At 71.4% G+C, this 25,135-nt stretch carries 29 protein-coding genes; 13 read left to right on the plus strand and 16 right to left on the minus strand.

The features are described from left to right. Window positions 1-240: 240 nt before the first annotated feature. Complete coding sequence (locus J3486_RS16090) at window positions 241-972, plus strand: dienelactone hydrolase family protein (protein WP_207820985.1); 732 nt, start codon at window positions 241-243, stop codon at window positions 970-972. 140 nt (window positions 973-1,112) lie between these two features. Here the strand turns inward: J3486_RS16090 and J3486_RS44145 are convergent, their stop codons facing one another. Together J3486_RS44145 and J3486_RS16095 are read right to left on the minus strand one after the other, a co-directional pair. After that, window positions 1,113-1,211, minus strand: a complete 99-nt coding sequence (locus J3486_RS44145) for an acyl-CoA dehydrogenase family protein (RefSeq protein WP_229378094.1) — start codon at window positions 1,209-1,211, stop codon at window positions 1,113-1,115. 147 nt (window positions 1,212-1,358) lie between these two features. Next, the gene (locus J3486_RS16095; RefSeq protein WP_207820986.1) at window positions 1,359-2,273 is read right to left on the minus strand and encodes an acyl-CoA thioesterase II; all 915 of its coding nucleotides are present in this window, start codon (window positions 2,271-2,273) and stop codon (window positions 1,359-1,361) included. Between the two features lie 272 nt (window positions 2,274-2,545). Here J3486_RS16095 and J3486_RS16100 point away from each other — a divergent pair, with 272 nt between their 5' ends. Continuing rightward, the gene (locus J3486_RS16100) at window positions 2,546-3,280 is read left to right on the plus strand and encodes a D-Ala-D-Ala carboxypeptidase family metallohydrolase (RefSeq protein ID WP_207820987.1); all 735 of its coding nucleotides are present in this window, start codon (window positions 2,546-2,548) and stop codon (window positions 3,278-3,280) included. A 69-nt stretch (window positions 3,281-3,349) separates the two neighbouring features. Here the strand turns inward: J3486_RS16100 and J3486_RS16105 are convergent, their stop codons facing one another. Beyond that, window positions 3,350-4,525 carry a spore photoproduct lyase family protein gene (locus J3486_RS16105; RefSeq protein ID WP_374194726.1) on the minus strand — a complete coding sequence of 392 codons (1,176 nt, stop codon included), beginning with the start codon at window positions 4,523-4,525 and terminating at the stop codon, window positions 3,350-3,352. 709 nt (window positions 4,526-5,234) lie between these two features. On the opposite strand from J3486_RS16105, the gene J3486_RS16110 reads away from it, so the two are divergent. Continuing rightward, window positions 5,235-5,519, plus strand: a complete 285-nt coding sequence (locus tag J3486_RS16110; RefSeq protein ID WP_207820988.1) for a hypothetical protein — start codon at window positions 5,235-5,237, stop codon at window positions 5,517-5,519. A gap of 74 nt (window positions 5,520-5,593) precedes the next feature. Further along, a complete protein-coding gene (locus J3486_RS16115; RefSeq protein ID WP_207820989.1) occupies window positions 5,594-8,746 on the plus strand; it encodes a discoidin domain-containing protein in 3,153 nt (1,050 codons plus the stop codon). A 200-nt stretch (window positions 8,747-8,946) separates the two neighbouring features. Here J3486_RS16115 and rpsN read toward each other — a convergent pair whose 3' ends face one another. Then, window positions 8,947-9,252 carry a 30S ribosomal protein S14 gene (rpsN, locus tag J3486_RS16120; protein ID WP_207820990.1) on the minus strand — a complete coding sequence of 102 codons (306 nt, stop codon included), beginning with the start codon at window positions 9,250-9,252 and terminating at the stop codon, window positions 8,947-8,949. Then, entirely contained in the window at window positions 9,252-9,488 is a 237-nt protein-coding gene (gene rpmB / locus J3486_RS16125; RefSeq protein WP_207820991.1) for a 50S ribosomal protein L28, read from the minus strand. The genes rpsN and rpmB overlap by 1 nt, the downstream gene beginning before the upstream one ends. 144 nt (window positions 9,489-9,632) lie before the next feature. Here rpmB and J3486_RS16130 point away from each other — a divergent pair, with 144 nt between their 5' ends. Genes J3486_RS16130 through rpmF form a run of 4 tightly spaced genes read left to right on the plus strand, consistent with a single transcriptional unit; the run spans window position 9,633 to window position 11,542 of the window. After that, entirely contained in the window at window positions 9,633-9,890 is a 258-nt protein-coding gene (locus tag J3486_RS16130) for a type B 50S ribosomal protein L31 (protein ID WP_207820992.1), read from the plus strand. Beyond that, a complete protein-coding gene (locus J3486_RS16135) occupies window positions 9,887-11,038 on the plus strand; it encodes a GTP-binding protein (protein ID WP_207820993.1) in 1,152 nt (383 codons plus the stop codon). The genes J3486_RS16130 and J3486_RS16135 overlap by 4 nt, the downstream gene beginning before the upstream one ends. 55 nt (window positions 11,039-11,093) lie before the next feature. Further along, entirely contained in the window at window positions 11,094-11,330 is a 237-nt protein-coding gene (gene rpsR / locus J3486_RS16140) for a 30S ribosomal protein S18 (protein WP_207820994.1), read from the plus strand. A gap of 41 nt (window positions 11,331-11,371) precedes the next feature. After that, window positions 11,372-11,542: a 50S ribosomal protein L32 gene (gene rpmF / locus J3486_RS16145; RefSeq protein WP_207820995.1), complete on the plus strand. Its 171-nt coding sequence runs from the start codon at window positions 11,372-11,374 to the stop codon at window positions 11,540-11,542. A 268-nt stretch (window positions 11,543-11,810) separates the two neighbouring features. On the opposite strand, the gene J3486_RS16150 is transcribed toward rpmF, so the two are convergent. Beyond that, the gene (locus J3486_RS16150; protein ID WP_207820996.1) at window positions 11,811-12,017 is read right to left on the minus strand and encodes a hypothetical protein; all 207 of its coding nucleotides are present in this window, start codon (window positions 12,015-12,017) and stop codon (window positions 11,811-11,813) included. 251 nt (window positions 12,018-12,268) lie between these two features. Next, the gene (locus J3486_RS16155; RefSeq protein ID WP_207820997.1) at window positions 12,269-12,664 is read right to left on the minus strand and encodes a hypothetical protein; all 396 of its coding nucleotides are present in this window, start codon (window positions 12,662-12,664) and stop codon (window positions 12,269-12,271) included. Between J3486_RS16155 and J3486_RS16160 the strand changes: the two genes are divergently transcribed. Together J3486_RS16160 and J3486_RS16165 are read left to right on the plus strand one after the other, a co-directional pair. Then, window positions 12,645-13,142 (plus strand): hypothetical protein, encoded by a 498-nt coding sequence (locus J3486_RS16160; RefSeq protein ID WP_207820998.1) that lies wholly within the window; start codon window positions 12,645-12,647, stop codon window positions 13,140-13,142. The two genes, J3486_RS16155 and J3486_RS16160, sit on opposite strands and share 20 nt — an antisense overlap. Continuing rightward, a complete protein-coding gene (locus tag J3486_RS16165; RefSeq protein ID WP_207820999.1) occupies window positions 13,139-13,537 on the plus strand; it encodes a hypothetical protein in 399 nt (132 codons plus the stop codon). Before J3486_RS16160 ends, J3486_RS16165 begins: the two co-directional genes overlap by 4 nt. A gap of 215 nt (window positions 13,538-13,752) precedes the next feature. Here J3486_RS16165 and J3486_RS16170 read toward each other — a convergent pair whose 3' ends face one another. The 4 genes from J3486_RS16170 to J3486_RS16185 all read right to left on the minus strand — a co-directional run bounded on the left by J3486_RS16170 (window position 13,753) and on the right by J3486_RS16185 (window position 19,102). Next, window positions 13,753-15,267 (minus strand): amidase, encoded by a 1,515-nt coding sequence (locus tag J3486_RS16170; RefSeq protein WP_207821000.1) that lies wholly within the window; start codon window positions 15,265-15,267, stop codon window positions 13,753-13,755. A gap of 45 nt (window positions 15,268-15,312) precedes the next feature. Then, entirely contained in the window at window positions 15,313-16,599 is a 1,287-nt protein-coding gene (locus tag J3486_RS16175) for a cytosine permease (protein ID WP_207821001.1), read from the minus strand. An 886-nt stretch (window positions 16,600-17,485) separates the two neighbouring features. Then, complete coding sequence (locus J3486_RS16180; RefSeq protein WP_207821002.1) at window positions 17,486-18,313, minus strand: MarR family transcriptional regulator; 828 nt, start codon at window positions 18,311-18,313, stop codon at window positions 17,486-17,488. A 321-nt stretch (window positions 18,314-18,634) separates the two neighbouring features. Next, window positions 18,635-19,102: a helix-turn-helix domain-containing protein gene (locus J3486_RS16185; protein WP_207821003.1), complete on the minus strand. Its 468-nt coding sequence runs from the start codon at window positions 19,100-19,102 to the stop codon at window positions 18,635-18,637. A 112-nt stretch (window positions 19,103-19,214) separates the two neighbouring features. On the opposite strand from J3486_RS16185, the gene J3486_RS16190 reads away from it, so the two are divergent. Further along, a complete protein-coding gene (locus J3486_RS16190) occupies window positions 19,215-19,706 on the plus strand; it encodes a PaaI family thioesterase (protein ID WP_207821004.1) in 492 nt (163 codons plus the stop codon). Between the two features lie 8 nt (window positions 19,707-19,714). Here J3486_RS16190 and lpdA read toward each other — a convergent pair whose 3' ends face one another. Further along, complete coding sequence (gene lpdA / locus J3486_RS16195; RefSeq protein ID WP_207821005.1) at window positions 19,715-21,118, minus strand: dihydrolipoyl dehydrogenase; 1,404 nt, start codon at window positions 21,116-21,118, stop codon at window positions 19,715-19,717. Between the two features lie 53 nt (window positions 21,119-21,171). After that, complete coding sequence (locus J3486_RS16200) at window positions 21,172-21,747, minus strand: TetR/AcrR family transcriptional regulator (RefSeq protein ID WP_207821006.1); 576 nt, start codon at window positions 21,745-21,747, stop codon at window positions 21,172-21,174. Between the two features lie 100 nt (window positions 21,748-21,847). On the opposite strand from J3486_RS16200, the gene J3486_RS16205 reads away from it, so the two are divergent. After that, on the plus strand, window positions 21,848-22,534 hold the full coding sequence (locus J3486_RS16205) for an SDR family oxidoreductase (RefSeq protein ID WP_207821007.1): 687 nt from the start codon (window positions 21,848-21,850) through the stop codon (window positions 22,532-22,534). 43 nt (window positions 22,535-22,577) lie between these two features. Here J3486_RS16205 and J3486_RS16210 read toward each other — a convergent pair whose 3' ends face one another. From J3486_RS16210 to J3486_RS16220, 3 genes are all read right to left on the minus strand, one after another. After that, on the minus strand, window positions 22,578-22,853 hold the full coding sequence (locus J3486_RS16210) for a nuclear transport factor 2 family protein (RefSeq protein ID WP_207821008.1): 276 nt from the start codon (window positions 22,851-22,853) through the stop codon (window positions 22,578-22,580). Between the two features lie 409 nt (window positions 22,854-23,262). Continuing rightward, window positions 23,263-23,514 (minus strand): helix-turn-helix transcriptional regulator, encoded by a 252-nt coding sequence (locus tag J3486_RS16215; protein ID WP_207821009.1) that lies wholly within the window; start codon window positions 23,512-23,514, stop codon window positions 23,263-23,265. Between the two features lie 433 nt (window positions 23,515-23,947). Beyond that, complete coding sequence (locus J3486_RS16220) at window positions 23,948-24,181, minus strand: hypothetical protein (protein ID WP_207821010.1); 234 nt, start codon at window positions 24,179-24,181, stop codon at window positions 23,948-23,950. Window positions 24,182-24,399: 218 nt separating this feature from the next. On the opposite strand from J3486_RS16220, the gene J3486_RS16225 reads away from it, so the two are divergent. After that, complete coding sequence (locus tag J3486_RS16225; RefSeq protein ID WP_207821255.1) at window positions 24,400-24,960, plus strand: nitroreductase family protein; 561 nt, start codon at window positions 24,400-24,402, stop codon at window positions 24,958-24,960. Window positions 24,961-25,135: the final 175 nt, after the last annotated feature.

Consider the following 25,135-nt stretch of genomic DNA (forward strand, 5'->3'; position numbering starts at 1 on the left):
GAGCGCCGACACGCCGCGGTCCGATGACTGCGGTATGCCCAACCGGTATGGCCACATCGGCGGTTTGCCCGGCGAGGCTGCTGCCCGGACGCGAGGAAGTCCGCTGTGCTAAGTTCACCGCGCCGTGCATCGCTGCGAACCGAGGAGGTGAGACCGATCAACGCTGTGACAGGTCGGGGCTCCCTCACTCGCATGGTCTGAGGAGTGCCCGCAGAGGCATCCTGAAAGGCTTGCAACGCTATGCGCTTCACCTCACGAACGTCGTCCGACGGCGTATCGGAACAGCTCTTCATCCTCGGTGAGATTCCCGGCGTGCTGTGGACGCCGGACGGCGCCACCGGCCCGCGTCCCCTGATCCTGCTGGGACACGGCGGCGGCCAGCACAAGAAGGCACCCGACATCGTGGTCCGCGCCCGCCGCTTCGTTTCCGAGTGCGGTTTCGCGGTGGTGGCGGTCGACGTGCCCGGCCATGGCGACCGGCCGATGGAGGAGACGTACCACCGGATCGCGACGGAGAACCAGGCTCGTGTGGAGGCCGGAGAGGATCTGGCTCCGCTGATCGCCGCCTTCCAGGGGCTCGTGGCGCGCCAGACCGTCCCGGAGTGGCGGGCCGTCCTGGACGCGATCCAGGACGTCGCGTACGTCGGCGCCGGTCCGGTGGGCTACTGGGGAGTGTCGTTGGGGTGCGGACTCGGCGTTCCGTTCATCGCCGAGGAGCCCCGGGTGCGCGCCGCGGTGCTGGGGCTGGGAGGAGCGGCGGCCTCGGCCGAGGCGGCCGCGCGGATCACGATCCCGGTGGAGTTCCTGGTCCAGTGGGACGATGAGCGGGTCCCGCGGGCCCAGAGCTTGGCGCTGTTCGACGCCTTGGCCTCGGCCGAGAAGACCCTGCACGCCAACCCCGGCAAGCACGGGGATGTCCCGGCCTTCGAGCTGGACAGCACGCTTCGGTTCTTCGGGCGACACCTCGGCTGATCCGGCTGATACGGCCGCTTGACGTCCGGGCGCACCGATGGGGATCCGTTCCCGATCGGTGCGCCCCGGTCCGAACCCGGCACAACCGATGGCTGATGATCACCAACTCCCTCATCAAGGGACGGCGTTGCAGGACTCCGCTACGCCGGGCGCGCCGTTCCGAGCTCACCGAGCTTGCGGTAGAAGTCGCGCGGCGGGTGCCCCTGCGCCTCCCACTCGCAGTACTGGTCTGTGGTCATCTGCTCGACACCGGGCCGGATGCGCCTCCGCGACGGAAACCCGTCTCGAACGATCGTTAAGTCAGGCCGGTACGGGGACCGCGTCCGGGCCGCGAAAGGAGCCCCTGCTGAAGATCCGGCGAGGGCTCCTTCGCACGGGTCGCGCGTTCAGCCCGTTCCGCGTACGTGCAACAGGGCTTCCTGGGTCACGGAGGCCACCAGTTCCCCCGCACGGTTCCAGAACTCGCCGTGCGCGAGGGTGCGTCCGTCGCCGCAGACGCGGCTGCGGCACTCGTACAGCAGCCACTCGTCGAGGCGGGCCGGCCGGTGGAACCACATGGCGTGGTCCAGGGAGGCGAGGGTGACACCACGGGGCCGGGGTTCGCCGTAGGGCACGAGCGCCGTGGGGGCGAGGGGCGCGTCGGAGACGTAGGCCAGGACGCAGGCGTGCAGCGCCGGGTCGTCGGGGAGCGCGCCGATGGTCCGCACCCAGGCGAGCCGGGTGATCTCCCCGGTCACCGGGCCTGCCGGTCGCGGGACCTCCCGGTACTCCAGAGCCGTGCGCAGCGGGTGGTCCGTGGGGCGGAACGCCCACGCGTTGTCGAGCCCCTCGGGTCCGGGCACGTCGGGCCGGTCCGGCTGCCGCCAGCCTCCGCCGCCCTGGGGGAGTTTGAAGGAGGCGCTCATCATGAGCGACTCCTTGCCGTCCTGCACGGCGGTGATGTGGCGCATGGAGTAGCTGCGCCCGTCCCGGACCGTGTCCACGGTGTAGCGCACGGGCCTCTGCGGGGAGAGCGCGCGCAGGAAGTAGGCGTGCAGGGAGTGCACCACACGGCCGTCGTCGCCGACGCCGCGGTGAGCGGCGGCGAGGGCCTGGGCGAGTGCGGCGCCGCCGTAGCTGCGGACGGCGGCGCGACCGGAGTGGCAGTGCCCCTCGAACACACCGGCCTCGCGCGTCTCCTGGACACTGATGTGCTCGCCCTTGCCGAGGGGGCCGAGAGCGACCGGCGGCCGCGCGTCCCCCGCTCCTGACGGCTCGCACTCGTCCACCGGTGCCGGTTCGCCGACCATGATGCCGCTCATCCGCCCATCTCTCCAGGGGGTCGAAGAGCCCACATGCAGACGGGCCTGTCCACCATCGTCCCCGCCCCCGCCAGGACCTTCACCACCACCCATGTTGAACATTCGTTAAGTTACGAGAGGGCGGTCCGGCGTGTCTACCCACCCCCCGGGCCACCACACGCACCCCCTTCCCCGCGGGCCCTATTGACGCGCGTAGCCCCGGTCGGACACTGTCGATGACCCACTGGCTCTTTCCGTCGCTCCTCCCGTCGCTCTTTCCGTCAGGAGACACCGTGCTCAGACGTCACATACGCGCCATGCTCACGCTTGTCATGCTCGCCTCACTCACGACGCTCGGCTCCGCGGTGACCACCGGCACCGCCCACGCCGACGCCTGCTACACCTGGAACCGGACCCTCGGTCAGGGCACCAGCGGTGAGGACGTGCGGCAGTTGCAGATCCGGGTCGCCGGATACCCGGGGTACGGCGGCGTCCTCGCGGTCGACGGGGAGTACGGCCCGGCGACCAAGGCCGCGGTCACCCGCTTCCAGCAGGCGTACGGACTGTCCGCGGACGGCATCGCGGGCACCCAGACCTTCAGCAAGATCTACGCATTGCAGGACAGCGACTGCACGCCGATCCACTTCACCTACGGCGAGATGAACCGCTGCAACTCCGACTGGTCGGGCGGCGCCGTGTCCGCCACGGCGGCGAAGGCCAACGCCCTGCAGCAGATGTGGAAGCTGGAGGCGCTGCGGCACGCCCTGGGCGACCGCGCCCTGACCACCAGCAGTGGCTTCCGCTCCTACTCCTGCAACAGCGCCGTCGGGGGCGCGTCCGGCAGCAACCACCTCTACGGGCGCGCGATCGACCTCGTGGGCACGCCGTCGTTCTGCGAGATCGTCAAGCAGGCCCGCAACCACGGGTTCAACGAGATCCTCGGCCCGGGGTACCCCGGCCACAGCGATCACGCCCACCTCGGCAGCCAGAGCTCGCGCTACTGGTCGGCCTCCTCCTGCGGCATCTGACGACAGCCCCCGGACTCGTACGGACGCACCGGGCACCGCCACCCGCCGCGCCGCCGGACCGCCGCGCTCTCAGAAGGCGTACCGCACACGCAGCCAGGGCGTGTGCGCGGCCAGCAGCGCCCGCAGTTCGGCGAGTGCCCGCTGCTTGATCTCGACGGCGTAGCGGACGTTCACCGCACCGTTCTGGGAACGCTTCGGCTCCTGCAGCCGCGGCTGCCAGAGCACGTCCTCGGCCTTCGGGTGCCAGCCCAGATTGACCTCGTGCAGTGCCTGATTGTGCGTCAGCATGATGACCTCTGCGGCCGCCTGCCGTTTCACCCGCGACGGCAGGACGTCGTCGAGGTGCGCGAGCAGCCCGGCCCAGTCCCGCTGCCAGTCCGGGCGCAGCACGACGGGCGAGAGGTTGAAGTGCACTTCGTAGCCCGCGTCGAGGAAGTCGGCGGCCGCGGCGATCCGGTCCGCGACCGGGCTCGTACGGATGTCCAGCAGCCGGGAGTCGTCGGGCGGCATCAGTGAGAAGCGGATGCGGGTGCGTCCCCGCGGATCGAGATCCAGCAGGTCGGGGTTGACGAACTTCGTGGCGAAGGACGCCTTGGCAGTGGGCAGCGCGCGGAACGCCGCGACGAGATCGGCCGTGTTGTCGCAGACCAGGGCGTCGACCGAGCAGTCCCCGTTCTCACCGATGTCGTACACCCACGCCTCGGCGTCGCACTGGTTGGGCTCGGGCTTGGGGCCCTGGGCCCGTACATGGCGCCGGACGTGGGCCACGATGGCTTCGATGTTGGTGAACAGCGTGATCGGGTTCGCGTACCCCTTGCGGCGCGGGACGTAGCAGTACGCGCAGGCCATCGCGCAGCCGTTGGAGGGGCCGGGGGCGATCCAGTCGGCGGACCTGCCGTTGGGGCGGGTCTCCAGGGTGCGCTTCGTGCCGAGGACGAGCGTCTCCGTCTTGATCCGGGCCCAGCGGGTCACGTTGCCGTCGTTGCCGTGCAGGGACGGGATCCGCCAGTGACTGGGCACTTCGGTCACGCGCACGCCGGGCAGGTTGGCCATGATCTGGCGGCCGCGCGGCGAGGCGAGGGCGGCGGGTTCGGCGTAGACCTCGCGCACGTCGAGCATGCGCCGGGCCGCCTCGCTCCCCCGGAATCCGCCGCGCGACGGGGCGGCAGGCAACGCGTCAGCCCAGTCGAACAGGGCTGTCTGCTCGGGCTCGTCGCCCCTCGGATCCGTCCGGGCCCCGTCCACGGTCTCCCCTTTCCCTGGCCTCGCACCGGTCGGAGTGCGAGGCAGCGTGCCGCGCCGGTGCGCGGGTGGCCAGTATCGACGGTTCACGGGCACGGGGCCGCGTCGGCACGCGTACGGCTCCCTGACGGGCCCGGTCGCCCTCGGGACGATCTCAGGGACACCCGCCACCGGGCAGCGGACCGGTGGCGTCGGGTGCGGGGGCGTGGCACCCTGACCGGCCATTCGGACGCCGTACGCGCGCCGCGCCGTCCCGGGCCGTAGTGCTCGATTCGCACAGGGGAACACCTGCGGATGCCCGTGGAACCGAACACCAGGGACAACTGGCCGACGGTCGTACCACAAGCACCACCAGGAACAACTGACCGACGGGAGAAGACTGCCCGGCATCATCGCGGGCATCGACCTCGACCGCGTGGGCGTCACCGCAGGAGGAGGGCCGGGGCGCGCCCGGTATCCGGGCTCCGGCCGGCGACGGCTGCGCCGGGCCGAACTCGCCCGGATGACCGGCGACCCGGCCGTGCCCGAGGGGCCGATGCTCTCCTACCGTTGCTTTCCTCCCGCGAAGAAGGAGGGCAGCCGGCCGCGGGGCATCATCCCGTCACCGAGGGGGGCATGGACCGCAAGACCAGGAACCGGCTGAACACCGCCCTCACCCGGTTCAGCCCCCGCAGGCCCGGACACTCGCCGCCTGGCCTACTGCAACCCGCTGATGCTCGGCGCCGTCGACTTCGAGCACCTCCGCGTCCGTGCGGGGCGGCTCGGCGACGCCGCCCTGCTGTGCGGCCGGTCCGAAGCGGACTTCAGCCCGTCCGGCGTCCGGGCCGATGACCGCTCCTGGGTCCCGTGCATCGACCACGACCTGTGCGCCACCAAGATCGCCGGTTCCTCGGCCCTCATCGACGCGCTGCTGAAGGACTCGGAGATCGAGGAGGTCCGTCCGCCCTGGGCGCACCGATGGCGAACTCCTCGGGAGACCGTCCGCCCAACCCATTGACGACCTGGAAGGCAGGGACGAAGAATGAGCGCCGCTGATCTTGACAACGTTGTCTTGTGAAAGAGGTTCCACCGATGCCGTACCCGTCCCCGCAGGTCGACCGCCGCAGATTCCTGCAACTCCTGGGCCTTTCGGGCGCATTGGCAGCCTTGCCCTCCGTCGTCGGAACCGGATCCGCCCAAGCGCTGGGCACGTCCACCGGCCCGGCCACTCCCCCGGACGACATAGCGGGCACGTACCACCGGGTCCTGCTGCAGCACACCCACTGGTCGGAGACGCAGTGGGACGAGGCGCGCGGCTATTACACGGACAAGGACTTCGGCTTCGCCGTCGTCCTCGGCCACGCGGTCCTGCTCACGCAGGGCACGTACGACGCCGATCTGGCCGGGGTGGACCGGGACACCCTCAAGGCGCGCACTCTTGCCACGATCCGGCACTTCGCGGCGTCGAACCGGCTCACGGGCGGCACCCAGTGGGGCCGCAAGCTGTTCTTCGACACCACGTTCCAGTCGTACTTCGTGCTCGCCGCGCGGCTGCTCTGGGACGACCTCGACACCGCGACGCGCACGAACGTCGACACGATCGTGCGGGAACAGGCCGCCTACACCACGCAGTTGGGCACGGCGGACGACCCCGCCTCGGGCGACTGGACACCGAACGGGCTGCAGGGCGGCTTCGTCGGCGACACGAAACTGGAGGAGATGGGCCTGTACGCGCAGACGCTGGCGCCCGCTCTGGCCTGGGCGCCGGACGATCCGCGCCGCCCCGACTGGGAGGCCGGCTTCGGGACGTGGTCGCGCAACGAGGCGGGTCTGCCCCCGGCCGACCTCGCCAACCCGGCGCTGGTCGACGGGGTCGCGGTCTCCCGGAACACGGCCCGGAACCTGTACGACACGTTCATCGTCGAGAACCACGGCTCGTTCGGCCCGCACTATCAGGAGGAGTTGTGGCGCACCTCGGGCCGCAACGCCGCGCACTTCCTGGCCGCGGGGCGCCCGCTGCCGCAGGTCCTCACCGCGCAGCCCAACGCCCAGCCGCTGTGGCGCACCCTGCTCGGAGTGATGAGCGACGCCGGTGAGCCGCTGATGCCGATGGTGAACGATCGCGAGCACCTGTACGGCCGGGACGTCATCCCGCTCGCCTTCCTGGCACAGGTCGCGGGCGACCGGGCCGCCGCCCGCGCCGAACAGGCCCTGGCCGAGCGTCTCGAGGCCTACCAGAAGTACCCGCCGCAGTACCGGCTCGCGAAGTTCTCCGGGGAGCCCAAGTACGAGCCCGAGGCCCGCGCCGAGGTCGCCATCAGCTACCTGCTGCACGTGTGGGCGGCCGCTCAGGACAACCGGGTGCGGCCGCTGTCCGAGAGCGAGTTCTTCGACCGGGCCGCCGGGGTCACGGACTTCGGCACGGGTCCGGGGCTGGTCTCGCATCAGTCGCGGGCCGCGTGGGCGGGCGCCGTCAGCAAGGCCGGTTTCGTGAAGTTCGCCTGGCAACCGGCCCACGACGACTGGCTGTTCCGGCTCAGCGGCGGTACGCCGATGTTCCTGCCGGCGACCACGGGCAAGGTGGCGCAGCGCTCGGCGCGGGTGTACACCGCCCTGCGCGACGGCTTCGACGGCAGCGCCACCCTGCTGCGCCTGGACACCGGCTACGCGGGCTTCACCACGCTGCCCTCCGGCGCCGTGGTGTACGCGACGTCCGGAACGTCGGCCGGGGAAGGGCACCTTGAGGTGCACAACCTCACCATGCCGGGGATGGCCGGGCTCGACGGCGTACGCACGTACCGCTTCGAGGAGGGCGAGGTCTCCGTGCGCGCCCAGGACGCCACCGCCTCCCCCTCGGCGGCGGCGGCACGCGTCGACGACGTCGTCTTCTCCAGAACGACGGTGCGGCACCTGCGCATGCTCGGCGTACGCCCCGACCCGACGTACGGCTACTCGCTGTACGCCTTCGAAGCACGCGACGGCGCGGACGGCACCGATCTGGCGCGCGGCGGGAAGGCCACCGCGTCCTCGTACGACCCGGGCAAGGGACCCGAGCTGACCGTGGACGCCGACCAGACGACCCGTTGGGCGGTCGCGAAGGCCGAACGCCCGCGCACCGACAGCTGGTTGGCCGTCGATCTGGGCGCCGGGCACGACGTCGACCGGGTGACGCTGCGCTGGGAGGCGGCCGCCGGGCGCGCCTACCGGGTGCAGGGGTCGGCCGACGGGGAGCGCTGGGAGGACCTCGCCGTCTGGCCCACTCCCGACGTGAGCAGCCGGGGCGGCTGGCTCGACATCGACGGCCGGGCCGGGCTCGTCGTCCGCGGCTCGGAGCATCCGCTCGCGGTGTACGGCGACACGGTCCTGGCGGCCGACGGGCCGGCCGCGCCCGTGGTCGTCGAGGGCCACCCGCAGGCGTCGGCGACGGAACTGCGCGCGCTCGCCCGTCAGGCCGGCCCCACCACGGAGAACACCGCGGTGCGGGCGGCGTTCACCGAGGACCATCTGAGCCTGTTCAACCTCTCCGGCGACGCGGTCACCACGACCGTGGCCGTGCCGCAGTCCGGCGCCCGGCGTGTGGTGTTCCAGGGAGAGCAGACGCTGACCGGCGACGGCACGTTCTTCAAGGCCGAACTCGGCGCCGGTGAGGCGCAGTTGCTGGCTCCGCGGTGCACTGTGGCACCGGCCTCCGGTGCGGGGCGGCTGCCGGACGGGCTGCGCGTGACGGTGGTGGACGGAGCCACCGTGCGCCTGTCCGGGGCCGGTTGCCGGGTGCGTGTCGAGGGACAGCAGCACCGCGGCACGACCGCTGTGGTCGTGCCCGGCCGCGAGACGACGGTCCGGCTGCCCGGCGCGACCGCGTACCCCCTTGACGATCTCGCGCTCGGCCGCCGCGTGTTCCCCACGAGCCCGCTGCCGTCCGGCATGTCCGACCCCTCGGCCGCGGTGGACGGGGATCCGGCGACCGCGTGGCGGCCCGGCCCCGACGGGCGCATGGTGGTCGACCTGGGCGCCGGCGTGCCGGTGCGCACGGTCGAGGCGACGTGGACGGTGGGCGGCGCACCGGCCCTCGTCGTCGAGGTCAGCGACGACGGCGTGCAGTACCGACGCGCGGGCCGGACCGGTGGGCGCGGTCGCGTCCGCTCCCTGGACCTCAGCTCCGGCACCTCGGCGCGGTACGTCGCGGTGCAGGTCGACGGGAAGCTCCCTGCGCAGGCCAGGATCAGCGGGCTGACCGTTCGCTGATCCCCGCGGAAGGACGTGAGGGACCCGGCCGCGCGGCGGTCCGGGTCCCTCACGTCCTTCGGCGACGGCATCCCCGCGGCCGTGCCCCTTGCCTCCGGGCTCGGCCGACGCGGGCGCCGCGCCACTTCACCTCCGGTCCGGGATCGCTTCACTTCCGGTCGGGGCCGGCTCGTGTGCCGCCTCGCCGCCCTGCCGACGCGTCACCAGGAGGACTTCGTCACGCCCGGCAGATGTCCTGCATGGGCGTGAGCCCGCACGTTCACGCGGGACAGGCCGAACCGGCGCAGATGCCCGCGGGGACGGCCGTCGACGCTGTCGCGGTTGCGCACGCGGGTCGCGCTGGCGTCCCTGGGCTGTCGGTTCAACTCCGCCTGCGCGGTGGCCTTCTCCTTGTCGGACGTCCGCGACGAGGACAGGACGGCCTTGAGTTCGGCGCGCCTGCGGGCGTGCCGGGCCACGACCTGGCGGCGCTTCTCGTTCTTGACGATCTTGCTGGTCTTCGCCATCAGACGCGCTCCCCACGAGCCCGGATCCGGGCGACGGCGGCCTCGACGCCCATCACGTCCACCGCCTTGATCGCTCGGGCGCTCAGCCGCAGCCGGACGTACCGGCCTTCACCGGGCAGCCAGTAGCGCTTGCTCTGGATGTTGGGGTCGAAGCGGCGCGAGGTGCGCCGGTGGGAGTGCGAGATCTTCTTGCCGAAGCCCGGCCGTGCGCCGGTCAGTTGGCAGTGAGCGGACATGTGTGGTGCTGCCTTTCTCTCCATCGCCCTAACGATAATGACAATCGTTGTCGTATAGTACCTGCCACGGCCCGCGAGGACGTCCCGCGGCCGGAACACCGAACCGCTCCCCCGTCCCCTCCCGCACTCCCTCAAGGAGCACCCGTGAAGCCCGGAATCCACCCCGACTACCGCCCGGTCGTCTTCCGCGACAAGGCCGGTGACTTCGCCTTCCTCACCCGCTCGACCATGACCAGTGACCAGAGCGTCGAGTGGGAGGACGGCCGCACCTACCCGGTCGTCGACGTCGAGATCTCCTCGGCGAGCCACCCCTTCTACACCGGTACGCAGCGCGTCCTGGACACGGCCGGCCGCGTCGAGCGGTTCGAACGCCGCTACGGGCGCGGGAGGGGCCGGCGATGAGCGCCCCTGAGCCGATGCCCGTGGTGGTGGTCGGCGGCCTGCACGCCGACGCCCGCCGTGCCACGGTGGAGCGCCTGCTGCATGAGGTGCCCGACAGCGTGGCCCTCCTGCACGACCTGTCGGCGGGCCCGGCAGGAGAGGTACGCCGCAGCGTCCGCGACGCGACGGGGGAGCTCTCCCGGGGCGAGACCCCGTTGGTCAACGACTGCGCCTGCTGCGCCTTGCGCGAGGATCTCGTCCCCGAGCTGGAACGGCTGGCCGAGAGCGGACTCACCCGTCTCGCCGTCGTGGAACTGTGGGACTCCGTCGAACCCCGCGGCATGGCCGAGGTCGTCGCCGCGGACGGCGCAGGTCTCTTCCGGCTGACCAACGTGGTGACGGCCGTGGACCCGTCTCTCGTACTGGCCTGCCTGTCCAACAGCGACGACCTCTCCGACACCGGGCTCGCCGCGGCCCCCACGGACCGGCGCACCGTCGCCGACACCTTCGCCCGGCAACTGGAGTACGCCCCTGTTCTCGCGGTCGCCGACAGCCCCGGCACCGGACTCGACGACCTCGCGCTCCTGCGTCAGTTGCACCCCACCGCCGTGCAGATCCCCATCGGGTCGGGGACATGGGCGGCGGCCGCTGTCGCCGGGTTCGACGTGAACGCGGCGGCGACAGCCCAGCATCCGGCCTGCGCACGGCTCCCCCACGACTGCCACGAGCACGGCGTCAGCACCCTCGTCTGGCAGCGCCGGCGCCCCTTCCATTCCGGACGCCTCTACGAGGCGCTGGAGGACCTGTGCTGCGCGGCGGCCCGCAGCCGCGGCCGGTTCTGGCTCGCGGACCGGCCCGACAGCCTGCTCGCGTGGGACGCCGCGGGCGGCGCCCTGTGCGTGGAGAGCGCGGGTCCCTGGATGGCCGCGCTGCCGGACGCGGCCTGGGAGTTGATGCCGGCCGAACGCCGCACCGCCGCCGCCCTCGACTGGCACCCCGAGCACGGTGACCGCTGCCAGCACCTCGTCTTCACCTCCCCCGGCCTTGACCGGGACGGGCTGGTGTCCCTGCTCGAATCCTGCCTGCTCACCGATGCCGAACTCGCCGCCGGACCACAGGACCTTCCCCGCCCCACCGGCTTCGACGAACTCCTCGACTTTGCCGCCTGACCCGCACGGCCCACCCGCCTTCCCCACAGCCCGCATCTCCCGACAGGAAGACCCCATGCCCCTTAGCTTCAGGTCCGCACCCGTCCGCAGGAACAGGCCCAACCCGCTCGACGCGGCGGGCATCACCTCCATCGACTACAAGGACACGGACCTGCTGCGGAAGTTCCTCTCCGACCGCGGCAAGATCCGCAGCCGCCGCATCACCCGAGTCGGCCGCCGACAGCAGCGCCAGATCGCCGCGGCCGTCGAGAACGCCCGCGAGATGGCCCTGCTCCCCTACGCCGGCCGCTGACCCGCTCTCCACCACGTCCCCGAGAAGAAGGGCCTCTCCTCATGGCCGTACCCAAGCGCAAGATGTCACGCAGCAACACCCGCCACCGCCGCGCCCGGTGGAAGGCGAGCACGCCCGCTCTCGCCCCCGTCACCGTCGACGGAGACTCCTACCTGGTGCCGCAGCGCCTGCGGAAGGCGTACGAGCGTGGCCTCCTCCGCCCGGACGGCTGACCCGCGAACGGCAGTCGGCCGCGGCCGGCGCCGACGGGGCCCGGCTCATCCCGACGTGGCCCCCGGGCGTGCCGGGACCGCCGGCCGATGTGCCCGCCCGGATCGCGGCGACCGCTCCCGCACCGAGGACAGCGCCCGTCGGCCCCGGCACGCCCCATCGACGCAGCCGCCCGGGGCCGACGGCGGGCGGCTGCGGGGCAGGGGGCGGCCCGGCCGGCATCGGAGGAACGGGCGGCGGAGGCATGCTCCCGATGGCGTCCTTGGCCTCTCACCGGACCTCGCGCCGACGGCGGGTACCGCGGTTCGTGACCAGCCAGACCACTCCGTGGATGACGGCACCGGCCGCCCAGAAGAACACGATGGTTCCGGTGCCCGGCAGGGTGCCCACGTCATGGCCCGTCGCGCAGGCGTCGGTGGTGCGGGCATCGCCTTCGCTGCTCGCGGCATTGATGCCGACGATGAGCCACACCAGCATGACCACGTTGGAGAGCAGTCGGCAGTTTCCTCCACGGTTCCGGTACCGAAGGGGGTGCCGGTACCAAAGGGGGTGCCACCGTGGGGCATCCGGTCAGACTTCACGCTGAGTCCCCTCCCCGGGAGCGATCAAGGGAGTTCACCGAAATAAATCCAGGCAATGTGCTCCTTTCCGTCCCGGTGACCCCGCCCACCTCCGAGAGCGTGTCACTCTCCGCTACCTTCGGAGCCTGCACATTGAGCAACGGGGGATCACATGACCGGCCGAGCGATGTCCAGGAACGAGACGTGGACCAGCGGGCGCGAGACTTCGGAAACAAGCCCCTTGTCGAACGACAGGATTCCGCTGCGATCGGGAGTCGAGCCGCGCAGCCGCACAACACCGTCACCGGCCGCACGCCAGAGCGCGACCAGCGGCAAGGATCGGCGAGATACGCGGTCACCCTCGTCGCAGCGGGAGCCGGGGCGCCAGGAGTCGGCTCGGCGCAGCACCGCCTCCGCCGCCTCCGATACGACGCGGTCCCGCGGCCGCACTCTGCAGCCGTCGGCGACCGCGACAAGCGCTCCGCGCGACGTGGCCGCCCCTTCCTCCCCTGCGCGGTCCGGATCCGCCGCTTCGGAGGTGCGCGTGTACTTCTTCGGTGCCATCAAGGACAGCCAGGTGGCGATCGGCAACGGCGCGGTGACGCAGACCTGGGTCCGCAGCTTCTCCGAGGCCTGTCCGAGCGCTGCGGCGGCACCGGATTCCCCGTCGCCGAAGGGCGCTGCCTCGCCCGGACAGACCGTCCGTCCGGACTCGTCCGCACATCGTCTGACGATCGATTCCGAGGCGACGACGGAGCCGGCGCCGTCCACCGCCGAGGGGTTCTGCCGCGGTTACCTGCTCCCCATGCTCGACGAACTGCAAGGCCGCATGGCGGAGTTGGAGCTGACCGCGGAGGACCAGAACGCCTTGGCCCGCATGGTCCGCGCGCTGCGCCGCACCTTGCGCACCAGCCCGATCGACATGGCCGCGGTCACCGCGGGTCTGACCGGCATCCGTGCTGTGCTGGAGCCACGACGGGAAGGCGTCGCGTCTGTCGCAACCGGCCTGCGCGACGACGTCCAGCGGGGAGTGGCTCGGTGACCGGTCCTGCGAGTCCTCAGTTCCACGGTGATGTCAGCGGAAGCCAGATCGCCATCGGCAACCACGACGTGTCGCAGTGGCAGCACGTGACGCATGCGGGTTCTCCCGCCGTCGCTCCGTCGGAGGCGGTCCGCGCCTTCCTGGCGGCCCTTGAGCAGCTCGGCCTGCGTGAGCAGGAAGAAGAGGCGGCGCGCCGCGACGCGGAGGCCGCTCTTGACGAGGCTTCCCGACAGGAGCCCGACGCAGGCCGGTTGCGCCGCCTGCTGGGGCGGATGCAGGCCGTTCTGGTGCCGATCGCGGCGGGGGCGGCCGCGGGCGCCGCCACCGGCGTGAGCACCGGGACGGCACAGCTGGCGCAGACCGTCCTCACCGATCTCCAGCAGGCCCTGCCCTGAGACCGCGCCTGACCGTCACGGCGTCGACGCCCTGGACCTGTGGACGGGAATCCCGGCGGCCGGGCCCAGAACGCGAGCGTCCCGTCCGTGCCGACGGGCCAGGGGTTCGACGAACTGTCCCCCCGCTCGGCCGCGGCGCCCAGGCGGTCAGGCCCGCCTCCCCCGCCACCACTTTGCGCCGGGCGGACAGCGGCCGTTGATCCCTCCGCCGCCCGTCAAGACGCGACAGCGGGCGATGCGGAGAGCCGGTCCGTCGTGCTGTCCGGTGCCAAGGCAGGCCCGGCGGGCGATGGCGACAGCGGCGGCCACACGGCGCGCCACGGCGCCGCCTCCTCGAACGCGGCGCACACGTCCAGGAGTTGGCCGTCACCGAGGTGGCGGCCGATCAGTTGCGCGCCGACCGGCAGACCGTCACGGGTGTGGCCCGCGGGCAGTGAGGCGGCGGGCTGACCGGTGAGGTTGGCGAGCGGGGTGAACGAGGTCCAGTGGTCGGTGCGCACCATCCGGCCGTCGATCAGCTCGGGCCCCTGGATGCCGACGGGGAAGGCGGGAACGGCCGCTGTCGGCGTGAGGATCAGGTCGTACGTCGACATGATCCGGGCCGTGCGGTTGGCGACGGCCTTGCGGACGAGGCCCGCGTCGGTGAACTGTTCCGCCGTCCACGGGGCGCGCAGCAGCGCCGTCAGGTGGGGTGACATCGCCGGGCCGAGCCGGTCGGCCAGCGCGCGCATGCCCGTCAGGTCGGTCTCGGCCGCGACGATCGCCCCGAACGCCTCGCTGAAGTCGGGGAGTTCGAGGTCGACGAGGTCGACGGCCGCCCCGAGGTCCCGCTCGAAGACGTGCGCCGCCGCGTCGACCACCCGGCGCACCTCCGGGTCGACGGCGACCCGGCCCAGATCGGGGCTGTACGCGATGCGCAGCCGCCCCGCCGGACGGCGCCGCGTCCACTCCACGTCCGTACAGGGGATGGAGTGCCGGTCACGCGGATCGGGGCCCGCGAGCACCGACAGCATCAGGGCCGCGTCGGCGACGGTGCGGGTGAGGGGCCCGATGTGCTCGACGGACTCCCAGCCGGACACGCCCGGATACCGTTCGTCGCGGCAGCCGGGGTACACGGGCACCCGCCCCATCGACGCCTTGAACCCGAAGATCCCGCACAGTGCCGCGGGCACCCGTACCGACCCTCCGCCGTCGCTGCCGAGGGCGACGGGTCCGAGCCCCGCCGCGACGGCCGCCGCCGAGCCCGCGCTGGAGCCGCCCGGTGTGCGGGCCGTGTCCCACGGGTTGCGGGTGGGCGGGAAGAGCGGGTTGTGTCCGGTGGCGCTGTAGCCGAACTCGGTGGCGTTGGTCTTGCCGAGCACGATCGCTCCGGCGCCGACCACCCGTTCCACGACGATGTCGTCCTCGTCGGGCACGAAGTCGGCGTAGGCGTGCGAGCCGGAGGTGGTGCGGATGCCCTTGGTGGCGATCAGGTCCTTCACACCGAGCGGCACTCCGGCGAGCGGGCCGGTCTCCCGGCCGGCCGCGACGTCGTCGGCCACCCGCAGCGCGGCGGCGCGGGCGAGGTCGGGCGTCGGCGTGCAGAAGGCGCCCAACGCGTCGTCCACCGCGGCGGTTCGGGCGAGTACGGCGTCGGTGACCTCGACCGGTGACAGCGCTCGCGCCCGGACCAGGCCGACGATCTCGGTGGCGGACAGGCGGCAGATCTCGTCGGCGTCGGCGGAGTGCATACGGTGGCCTTTCGACGGCGGGGTGAGGTGCGTGGGTGCGGTGGCTCAGGGGGTGCGGGCCGGGACCGCGGGCTCGGGGAGCGGCTGGGTGCTCGGTCGGCGTCCGGCCGCCGCGTACACCGCTGCCGCGACGACGATCCCGAACAGCGGGTCCACGGAACCCGGCAGCAGGTAGTGGGCGAGGCCCGCGACGAGGGCCCCGGCGGCCCAGGCGCCGAGTGCGCTCCAGCGGACGTCGCGTGCCTCGCCGGTGCGGCCGCGGCGGCGCAGGTACTGGTCCGTGATGAGGACGGCGCCGATCGGCGGTACGAAGACGCCGAGCAGGTTCAGCCAGTCCACGAAGTGCCCCCACACGCCGGTGAGCGCGAACAGCAGCCCGAGAACACCGAGTCCGAGCGCGAGCGGGCGCATCCGCGCCGGGGTGAGCGCCGACCAGCCGACGGCGCCGTTGTAGAGGCAGTGCGAGGCGACCGAGCCGAGGTTGACGAAGACGAACACCACGGCGACGGCGGTGAGCAGCGGCCCGTGCCCGGTCAGCAGCGACAGGAACCCGCCGCCGTCGGTCGCCGGGTCGGCCGAGCCGCCGATGGCGACGACGACGCCCCCGACGGCGTACGCGAGGAAGTTGGCGAGCGGGAACGCGAAGAACGTGGCGGCGACCGCGCTGCGCCCGTCGCGCGACCAGCGGGTGAAGTCGGCGGTCATGGTGCCGGAGTCGGCGAACCCGGCGATCACGATGGCGACGGCGCCGCCGAATCCCAGGCCGCTGCTTGTCCCCTGGTAGGAGAAGGCGTCGCCGAACGAGGCGTGCGCGGTGCCGTATCCGACGGCGACCACGGCCAGGATCACGAACAGCGGTGTGGCGATGGCCCCGACGAGCGCGAGGGCCCGGATGCCCGCCACCGTCAGCAGGGTGTACAGCGCGCAGCCGAGTACCGCGCCCCACACCGGGCTCCAGCCGAGCGTGTCGTGCAGCGTCGATCCGGTCAGTCCGATCTGGAAGCTGAACCAGCCGATGACGACCGTGGCGAGCAGCCCGGCCGCGGCGATCCGCCCACGCCGGCCGAACGTGTCGGCGGCCTGCAGCGCGAAGTTCTTGCCGGTGCGGCCCGCGTAGTGGCTGAGCGCGCCGACGTAGCCGAACAGGACGAGGTTGCCGACGAGGATCGCGAGGAGGCCCGCGACCAGGCCCAGGTCGTAGACGATGACGCCGCCGAAGACGGCGTTGCCCAGGTTCATCGGGAAGCCGAACCAGACGGCGGCCACCGATGGCAGGCTCTTGCGTGCGGACTGCGGGACGGGTGCGTGCTCGTACTCTTCTGCGCCGGCCATCTGCCCCTCCACAAGGGCTCCTTGAGCCCGTTGGTATACCGTAACGACGGTGAACCTAGGAGGCGTTTGTTACGCGGGAGGGCGCCTCATGTTTCTTCCAGGACGCCCTTGGACGTGGCCGCGTTAACGTCGGCGGCCACGTCGGCCGTCCGCCCGCACGGAGTGGGACCGCGGGCACCGCGCCTGCCTCGGCTGCGCGAGGACGCCCACGTCATCAGGGGATGTCCGGCCGGCCGCCGGAACCGGGCGGCGGCGGACCGCTCCGCACTGAGCCCCCGCCACAACGGTGGCCTGCGGGCGGAGTTGCGGGCGGGCGTCGCGTCGCCGGCGATACCGCTCATTCGGACTGGTCCCGTCCTCTGCCCGGACGCTGCGGGCGGCCTCATCATGGGGCCGTGCAGATCGCCGGACTCATTGCCACGTTCGTGGCGACCATCTACGCCGTCCTCGCCTATCACCGCCCGCCGAGGCGGAACGGCGACGACGACAGAACGCCTGGGCCTCAAAACCCTGCTCCCCCGCCACGTCCGACACCTTCGCGTCGCACCACCGGACAACTGTGGCGCCCTCGCACGCGTTCTCAGCGCGTGGGGTGCCTCTTCCTCGTGTTCGCGGCACTGTCCCTGATCTTCACGCCGACATGGATCGCGGCAGCCTGCCTGCTCGTCGCCGTGATCGCCTTCGGCACCCACCTGCGGGCTCGCGGGCGTGGACCGCACGGTTGAGCCCGCTCACGTCTTCCCGAAGCGATGAGCCCCGGGCCCGAATCCGTCCCTCGCTGAAGCAGGAGAGAAGCCCTACGTGGCCGATTCCGGCCCGCTCCGCGATCTCCCGAAGCGCAGACCGGCGGGAAGCGACCGTGCAACGTGCCGTCCGTCGCTGTCCGTCAGCGTGATCCTGCGGCCACGAGTGTCGCGGTCAGGGGTTCGAGTTCGGCGGTCAGCTCGTCGAGCTCGGCCGGGGACAAGGCGTTGTACGGCGCGGCGGCGAGCTCGTCGGTCAGGTCTTCGATGCGCTGCTTGGTCTCGCGGCCGGCGTCGGTGAACCGGCCGTCGGTGTCGACGAGCCCGCGTTCGCGCAGGCCGTCCATCACCTCGGCCAGCCGTTTCCCGGGCAGGTGGTGGATGCGGCCGAACGACTCCGGCGGGTGGATGCCCATGTCCAGCGCGGAGAGCACGTGGGCCTCGGTGCCGCCGATCCGCGCGCCGACGAGGGCGGCGACATGCCCGTCGCAGCGGTGCTCGCGCAGCATGGTGGCGGAGTGCCACAGCCGCGCGACCGGGTCGTCCGGCACGGCAAGGGAGCGCATCCCCGCGTACATCACCCGGCCTTCGGTGGGCGCACTCGTCGCGGCCTTGGTGGTCAGGTCCGCGGCGCGCACCAGGCCCGCGGATCCGGCGAGTTCGTCGCCGAGGATCCGGCGCAGGGAGGCGGCGCTGCCCCGTACCCGGGCGGCCACGGACGCCTCGGGTGCGATCGTCTCCCATGCGCTCGGGATGTGCCGTGCGACTTCCCCTTCGGCGAAGCTGTAGAAGGCCGCGTGCACGACCTGGGCCGGTACTCGCCCCAGGGGCGCGGCGCGGCTGGCGAAGTAGCCGTCCCAATAGGTGCGGTGGCCGAGCGCCGCCAGTTCCTCGTTGCACTCGTCGGCGAAGAACGTGACCAGGCAGATCGGTTCCAGGAGCTGGAACATACGTCGGGCGACAGGTGTCATGACGCCCCATCATGCCCGCCGCCACGCCTGTGGAGGAGCCAACGCCGGAACACTCGATCGGGTGACTTCCCGGGCTTCCCCGTCCTGACCGTGCGGTTTCCCGACAGCGAGCGGGACGGAATGCCCGGTCATTCCTCCGGGGAGGCGTTCGACGCGGTGCACCGGGAGCGGTACCCGCGGCTGCTCGCCCGAGCCGCGATGGTGTGTGGCGCCCGGCCCGCACTGGCCTAGGACGCCGCACAGGAAGCATGCGTGCAGTACCGGCGCCGGACGAACAACCCCGTGCATCCCGGTGCGCAACCGCGGTTCCCGGCCGGCCGCTCAGGACCGTCGGCGCGCCCCCGCTCCCAGCTGGGCGGTGACGTCGCGCGGGGCGAGGGAGGTGTGGTCCGCGGAGCACTGGACGGCGACGCGGACCGGGGCGCCGCAGTCGGTGTGCCGTATCTCCAGGACGGGGCCTTCGGGGTCGGGGGCGTGCGTCTCGCCCCACTGTCCGAGCGCCAGCAGGACGGGCCACAGGTCCCAGCCCTTGCCCGTCAGCTGGTACTCGTTGCGGGCGCGACGGCCCGGCTCGCGGTAGACGACCGTCTCCAGGACGCCCGCGGCGGTGAGGCTGCGCAGCCGGTTACTGAGGACGGCCTCCGACAGGCCGATGTGGCGGTGGAAGTCGTCGAACCGGCGCACCCCGTTGACGGCGTCGCGCAGGATCTGGAGCGTCCACTTCTCCCCGACCACGTCGAGTGCGCGCTGGACGGGGCAGTTCTCGGTGCTCGTCTCCAGCCACTCCATCGCGTCATCGTAGCCCGCTGGCTTCGCCATTGACAGTCAGCTGAGCGTTCGCTTAGCTTCTTCCGGCTTCATCTAACTTCACCAACAAAAGTCAGAGAGAAGGCGCCGGACCATGGGCCGCACACGTACGTACAGCTGGGACGATCCCGCCATCCCGGCGCAGGCCGCCGGCACCATGACCGGCCTCGACTTCCTGCGCGAGGTGCAGGCGGGACGGATCGCCGCGGCGCCGGTCGGCCGCACCCTCGATTTCACGCTCGACGAGGTGGAGCACGGCCGGGCGGTCTTCTCGCTGGTGCCCGGGGAGGAGCACTACAACCCGATCGGGAGCATGCACGGCGGGGTGTTCGCCACGCTCCTGGACTCGGCTGCCGGATGCGCCGTCCAGTCCACCCTCCCCCAGGGCATGGCGTACACCTCGCTGGATCTGACCGTGAAGTTCCTGAGGCCGGTCACCGTGGACACCGGCCGGGTGAGGGCCGTCGGCACGGTGCTCAACGGTGGCCGCAGGACCGCGCTCGCGCAGGCGCAGCTGATCGACGCGCAGGACCGCCTGCTCGCCCATGCCACCAGCAGCTGCATGCTCTTCCCGGTGTCGGCCTGAGAGCCGGATCAGAGATTGATCATGTGTCCGGTGAGGCCGTGGAACGCCTCCTGGAGCGCCTCGCCGAGGGTGGGGTGGGTGTGGACGTTGCGGGCCAGTTCGGCAGCGGTGAGGTCCCATTTCTGCGCGAGGGTCAGCTCGGGGAGGAGTTCGGCGACGTCGGCGCCGATCATGTGTCCGCCGAGGAGTTCCCCGTGCGCCGCGTCGGCGACGAGCTTCACGAAGCCGGCCGGTTCACCGAGCCCGTGGGCCTTGCCGTTGGCGGTGAACGGGAACTTGGTGACCAGCACCTCGTGGCCCTCGTCGCGGGCCTGCTGCTCGGTCAGACCGAACGAGGCCACCTGAGGCTGGCAGAACGTGGCGCGCGGCATCATCCGGTAGTCGCCGAGTTCCATGGTCTCGACCCCCGCGATGGTCTCCGCGGCGACGACCCCCTGCGCCTCGGCCACGTGGGCGAGCTGGAGCTTGGCGGTGACGTCGCCGATCGCGTACAGGTGCGGCACGGAGGTGCGCATGAAGGCGTCGATGTCGACGGCACCGCGCTCGGTGAGGGCGACGCCGGTGTTCTCCAGGCCGTATCCGGTGGTGCGGGGTGCGAAGCCGACGGACATGAGGACCTTGTCGGCGCGGATGCTCGCCCGCTCCCCCCTGGCCGGGGTGTAGGTGACGGTGACGGACTTGCCGTCGTCCTCGACCGTCTCCACCTTGGTGGAGGTCAGGATGGTGATGCCCAGCTTCTTGTACTGGCGGGCGATCTCCTTGGACACCTCGACATCCTCGTTCGGCAGGGCGCGGTCGAGGAACTCGATGACCGTGACCTCGACGCCGTAGTTGCGCAGGACGTAGGCGAACTCCATGCCGATCGCCCCGGCGCCGACGACGACGATGGACGCGGGCAGTGCGCGGCTGAGGATCTGGGACTCGTACGTGACGACGTTCTCGCTGAGCGAGACCCCCGGCAGCAGTTTCACGGTGGAGCCGGTGGCGATGATCGCGTCGTCGAAGGTGACGGTCTGCGTGCCGCCTGCGGTGAGGGCGACCTCGATGGTGCGGGCGTCGGTGAAGGTGCCGTGGCCGTCGATCTCGGTGATGCCGTTCTTCTTCATCAGGAAGTGCACGCCCTTGACCCGGCCGTCGGCGACCGTACGGCTGCGGTCGTACGCCGCGCCGTAGTCGAACGTCACCTCGCCCGAGATCCCGAACTGGTCGGCCTGGCGGTGGAAGATGTGCGCGAGTTCGGCGTTGCGCAGCAGCGCCTTGGACGGGATGCAGCCGACGTTCAGGCAGACACCTCCCCAGTACTGCTTCTCGATGACGGCGACGGACTTGCCGAGCTGGGCGGCCCGGATGGCGGCGACGTAGCCACCGGGGCCCGCACCGAGGACGACGACGTCGAAATGCGTGCTGCTCATGGGGACCTCCGGGTCCGAGATGCTGCGGGTCTGGGCCTGTGCATTCAAGTGGATCAGCGGCGCCGCTCGCCCGCTTCCTCGTTCAACGCGGCGCGCGCTGTGGCGAGGATCTCCTCGGAGAGCGGGTCGCCCTGGGTGGCGCGGGCCAGGACGAGTGCGCCGAGGAGGGTGCACAGAGAGGCGACGCCGTCCTGGTCGTCGGTGGCGAGCCGGTCGGCGAACGCGCGTACGCCGTCGGTGTAGACACGGCGGGCCTCGCTCCCCCCGGCCTCGCGGGCGATGTCGGCGGCGAGCCCGGCGACGGGACAGCCCGCACCCGCGTCGTCCCGGTGCTCGACGGAGAGGTAGGCATCGACGAACGCGCGCCGGGCGGGGTTGCGCCCGCCCGTCCCCTGCTCCGCCGCGGCCTCGTAGCGCCGGGCGAGTTCACCGAACGCGTGGGCGGTGGCCTCGTCGACGAGGGCCTCCTTGGAGGCGAACTGCTTGTAGAAGCCACCGTGCGTCAGACCCGCCGCCTTCATGAGTTCGGCGACGCTGACATGGGTGCCCTGTTCCCGGAAGAGCCGGGAGGCGGTCTCCACGACCCGTCGACGGTTCTCCTCGGCCTGCTCCCGCGATACCCGGCCCATGAGCCACCTCCCATTTGGATGTCGAGCGGAATCTATTCTAGGGTGAGCTTTAGATGTCGAGCGTAATCTAAATACGCTCGGAGAGTCGCGAGGAGCCGACATGGAACTGAAGAACGCGGTCGCTGTGGTCACCGGCGCCAACCGGGGGCTGGGCCGCCACCTCGCCGCCCGGCTCGTGGACAGCGGAGCCACGGTGTACGCGGCGGCCCGCCGCCCCGAGACGGTGGATCTGCCGGGCGTGCGTCCGCTGCGCCTCGACGTGACGGACGCGGATTCGGTGCGGGCCGCGGCACTGGCCGCCTCCGACGCGACGCTGCTCGTCAACAACGCGGGCCTGTCCACGGGTGCCCGGCTGCTCACGGACGATTTGGACGCGGTGCGCCGGGAGATGGAGACCAACTTCTTCGGCCCGCTCGCCGTGACCCGGGCCTTCGCCCCGGTCATCGAACGCAACGGCGGCGGCGCCGTACTCAACGTCCTGTCCGTCCTGTCCTGGCTGCACCCGGCAGGGCTCGGCTCCTACGCGGCCTCGAAGGCAGCGGCCTGGGCCCAGACCGATGCCGTACGGGAGGAACTCGCGCCCCGCGGCATCGCGGTCTCGGCGCTGCACGTCGGTTACATGGCCACCGACATGGCCGCGGGCGTCCCCGACGACCAGAAGTCCGACCCCGCCGACGTCGCCGCCCAGGCCCTGCGCGGCATCGAGGCGGGTCTGCCCGAGATCCTCGCCGACGACCTCTCCCGGCAGGTCAAGCAGCAGCTGTCCACCGTGCCGCGGCCGGTCTGAGACCGGGTGGGGCACGGGCGGGCCCGATGATGTCGATGCCCGCTTACTCCTCGTCCGGCCAGATCTGGTGGCAGTGCAGCACGACGTGGTCGCCCTCGGCCAGGGCCCGTTTGAACGTGACGCTCTCGCCCTGATAGTGCGCCGCCATGCGTTCGAAGTAGTCGACGAAGGCCTGCTTGCCGTCACCGACGTGCGGGTTGTGCTGGATGTAGGAGCTGCTCCCCACGTACAGGTCGAGGGCCTCGGCAGGACGACACTGGTTGAACCTGAGGTCGTAGAACGCCTTGGCCGTGGCCTTGTTCTTCCCGGGGTCGCTCATGAGCGCAGCCGTACGGGCGCTCGCCGTGGGCCGCGCGGCGTCGCGATGGCCGCGCTGGCTGGCCTGACGCCTGACGGCCCTGTGCCGTGTACGCGTTGCTGCCGCCGGGTCGTTCATGCGATAGCTGCCCCTCAGGCGAAGACGCGCAGCACCCCGCCTGGATGTGGCTATCGCTATCGCGGTCAGCACGTTGGTCACGGCCCCGAGGGTGCTGAACGCGCTCACAAAGAGCGCAATTCGTGGGGGGGGGTGGTCATGACACCAGGTTGTCCCAGAGCGTCTGCGCCGTAACGGGATCGGGGGAAGGCCGACGGCGTACGACCGGTTGTCCCCGGACCGTGCCGGATGGCAGGCGCCGAGGCCCGATTCGGCCTCTGAGCCGACCATGACCGCCGACCAGCCAGCCGGCCTACCCGTCCACGTCCCCGGATTCCGTCAACGACTCGGGCTCAACGCTCGGGATGCTGCCCGGCTCCCAGCCAAGAGCCTCTTCGAATCGACGCGCCACGAACGCAGTCGGCGTCCGCCCTCGCCCAGCCTCGTGGGACCTGATGGTCGCTTCACTCAACTCGGTGCGACGAGCCAACTCCCGTGGAGAGATGCCCTCGCTTTCCCTGAACTCGATCAGAGCCTTCGCCAGTCGCTCAGATTCTTCACTCATGGACAGAGCTTTCCGCACCTCGCTTGGCGAAGCCAGGGCTCCGCGCTCCTGCTCGTCCGGTGGGCGTGGGAGGGCGCCCTCTACCGGTCCGCCCGCCTACGACGGCGCCGAATCCGCTCCCCCAGCTCCCCACCGATCAGGAGGCAACCCGCCATGACCCCGAGCCCCGATGGGTCGCCCGCATCGAACACCCACCGCGCAACTGCCCACACCAGCACGCCCCACACCGTCGACAGTGCGAGCACCATTGCCAACCGCCGAATCCACCCCATGACCACCAAACTCTCCCGTGGCTCGCCACGCACGTCCTGTACGGCGGGCCGAGACCGAGCGCGACGCCTCGTACCGCGAGCGCGCACACCTCGTCGCCCTCCGCTCCGCCATGACCACCGGCGCCGTCATCGCCCCGGCCAACGACCCGGAATCGCCCCTCTCAGCGCCGCCGGTCCTCTGGCCACGCAAAGAGACGGTGACGACGGCCGAACTCCACCGCCCGCTCGTTGAACCGTCGACGCAGCCACGTCATCCACATCACCAACGGGGTCGCGACCACCCCTGCCCCCAGCGCCAGCCACCAACCGATGCCGCTGAAGCGCCAGACCAGGACCAGGACGACGTAGATCGCTACCGCGCTCAGGACGTACCGCGTTCTCCTCGAAAGATTCATTCGGACCGAATACCCCCGCTCTTGCGAACACAACGAAGGGGCGCGCCCAGTTGGGCTCCTTCTGCCGCCGACTCCGCGGCTACCTCGCCCACCTCGAAAGCGCCGAGCAGCGGGTGGGCTTCCTTCATATTGATCTTCGCCGGTAGATCGTCTGGCGTGGCCGATGTCTGTTTGCACCGGCCGGAATATGCACTCACGGTCGTCGGTTGCAGCGGAACGTGCACCATCCTCACGAGCCGCCCAGCGGCATACACCCGCTGCTTGCCAGGCGCTTCAGTCCCTACCTGTTCGATCCGTCGGCGGTGGTCGACGACCAAGCCCTCGGACTGCTGCTGGAAGCCGCGCGGTGGGCGCCATCGGCGGGGAACTCCCAGCCGTGGGGCTTCTTCATTGGCAGGCCTGGTGAGCCGGAGCATGACCGGCTGATCCCTCACCTTGCACCGAGCTCGGCCCGCTGGGCTACGGATGCGAGCCTGCTCGTCGTCACGCTGACGCGCCGACACGTAGATGGAACCCAGCTGTTGTACTCCGAGTTCGCGGCCTACGACCTCGGCCAGGCCGTCGCCCACATGACTGTTCAGGCTCAGGCCATGGGACTCGCCGCGCACCAATTCCGAGCCTTCGACCTGGAAGGGCTCACCAAGGAGCTGGCTCCGAATCCGGGCTGGGTGATCGTCTCCATGATCGCGCTGGGCAAGGCAGCTGACAGCCCCTCAGAGCTCCGTGACCGGCGTAGCGCCGCGCACTTGCGCTCTGCTCCCTGGTCGCCGACGGAGTAGGCGACGGGTCGGAACCGGGTCGCGATGTCAGTGGGCTGGGTTAGGTTCGCTGGTCGCCGCCCTGACGACTGAGTGTGATCCGCTGGCGGAGGACCTGGTCTTCGCGCTTGTTCACGCCCTGTTTCCGGTTCCGTGACGGGGCCGACCTGGTGCCGCCGGCTGGGGTCTGACCGCG

The sequence above is a fragment of the Streptomyces sp. VRA16 Mangrove soil genome, assembly GCF_017377775.1.
Classification (GTDB): Bacteria; Actinomycetota; Actinomycetes; order Streptomycetales; family Streptomycetaceae; genus Streptomyces.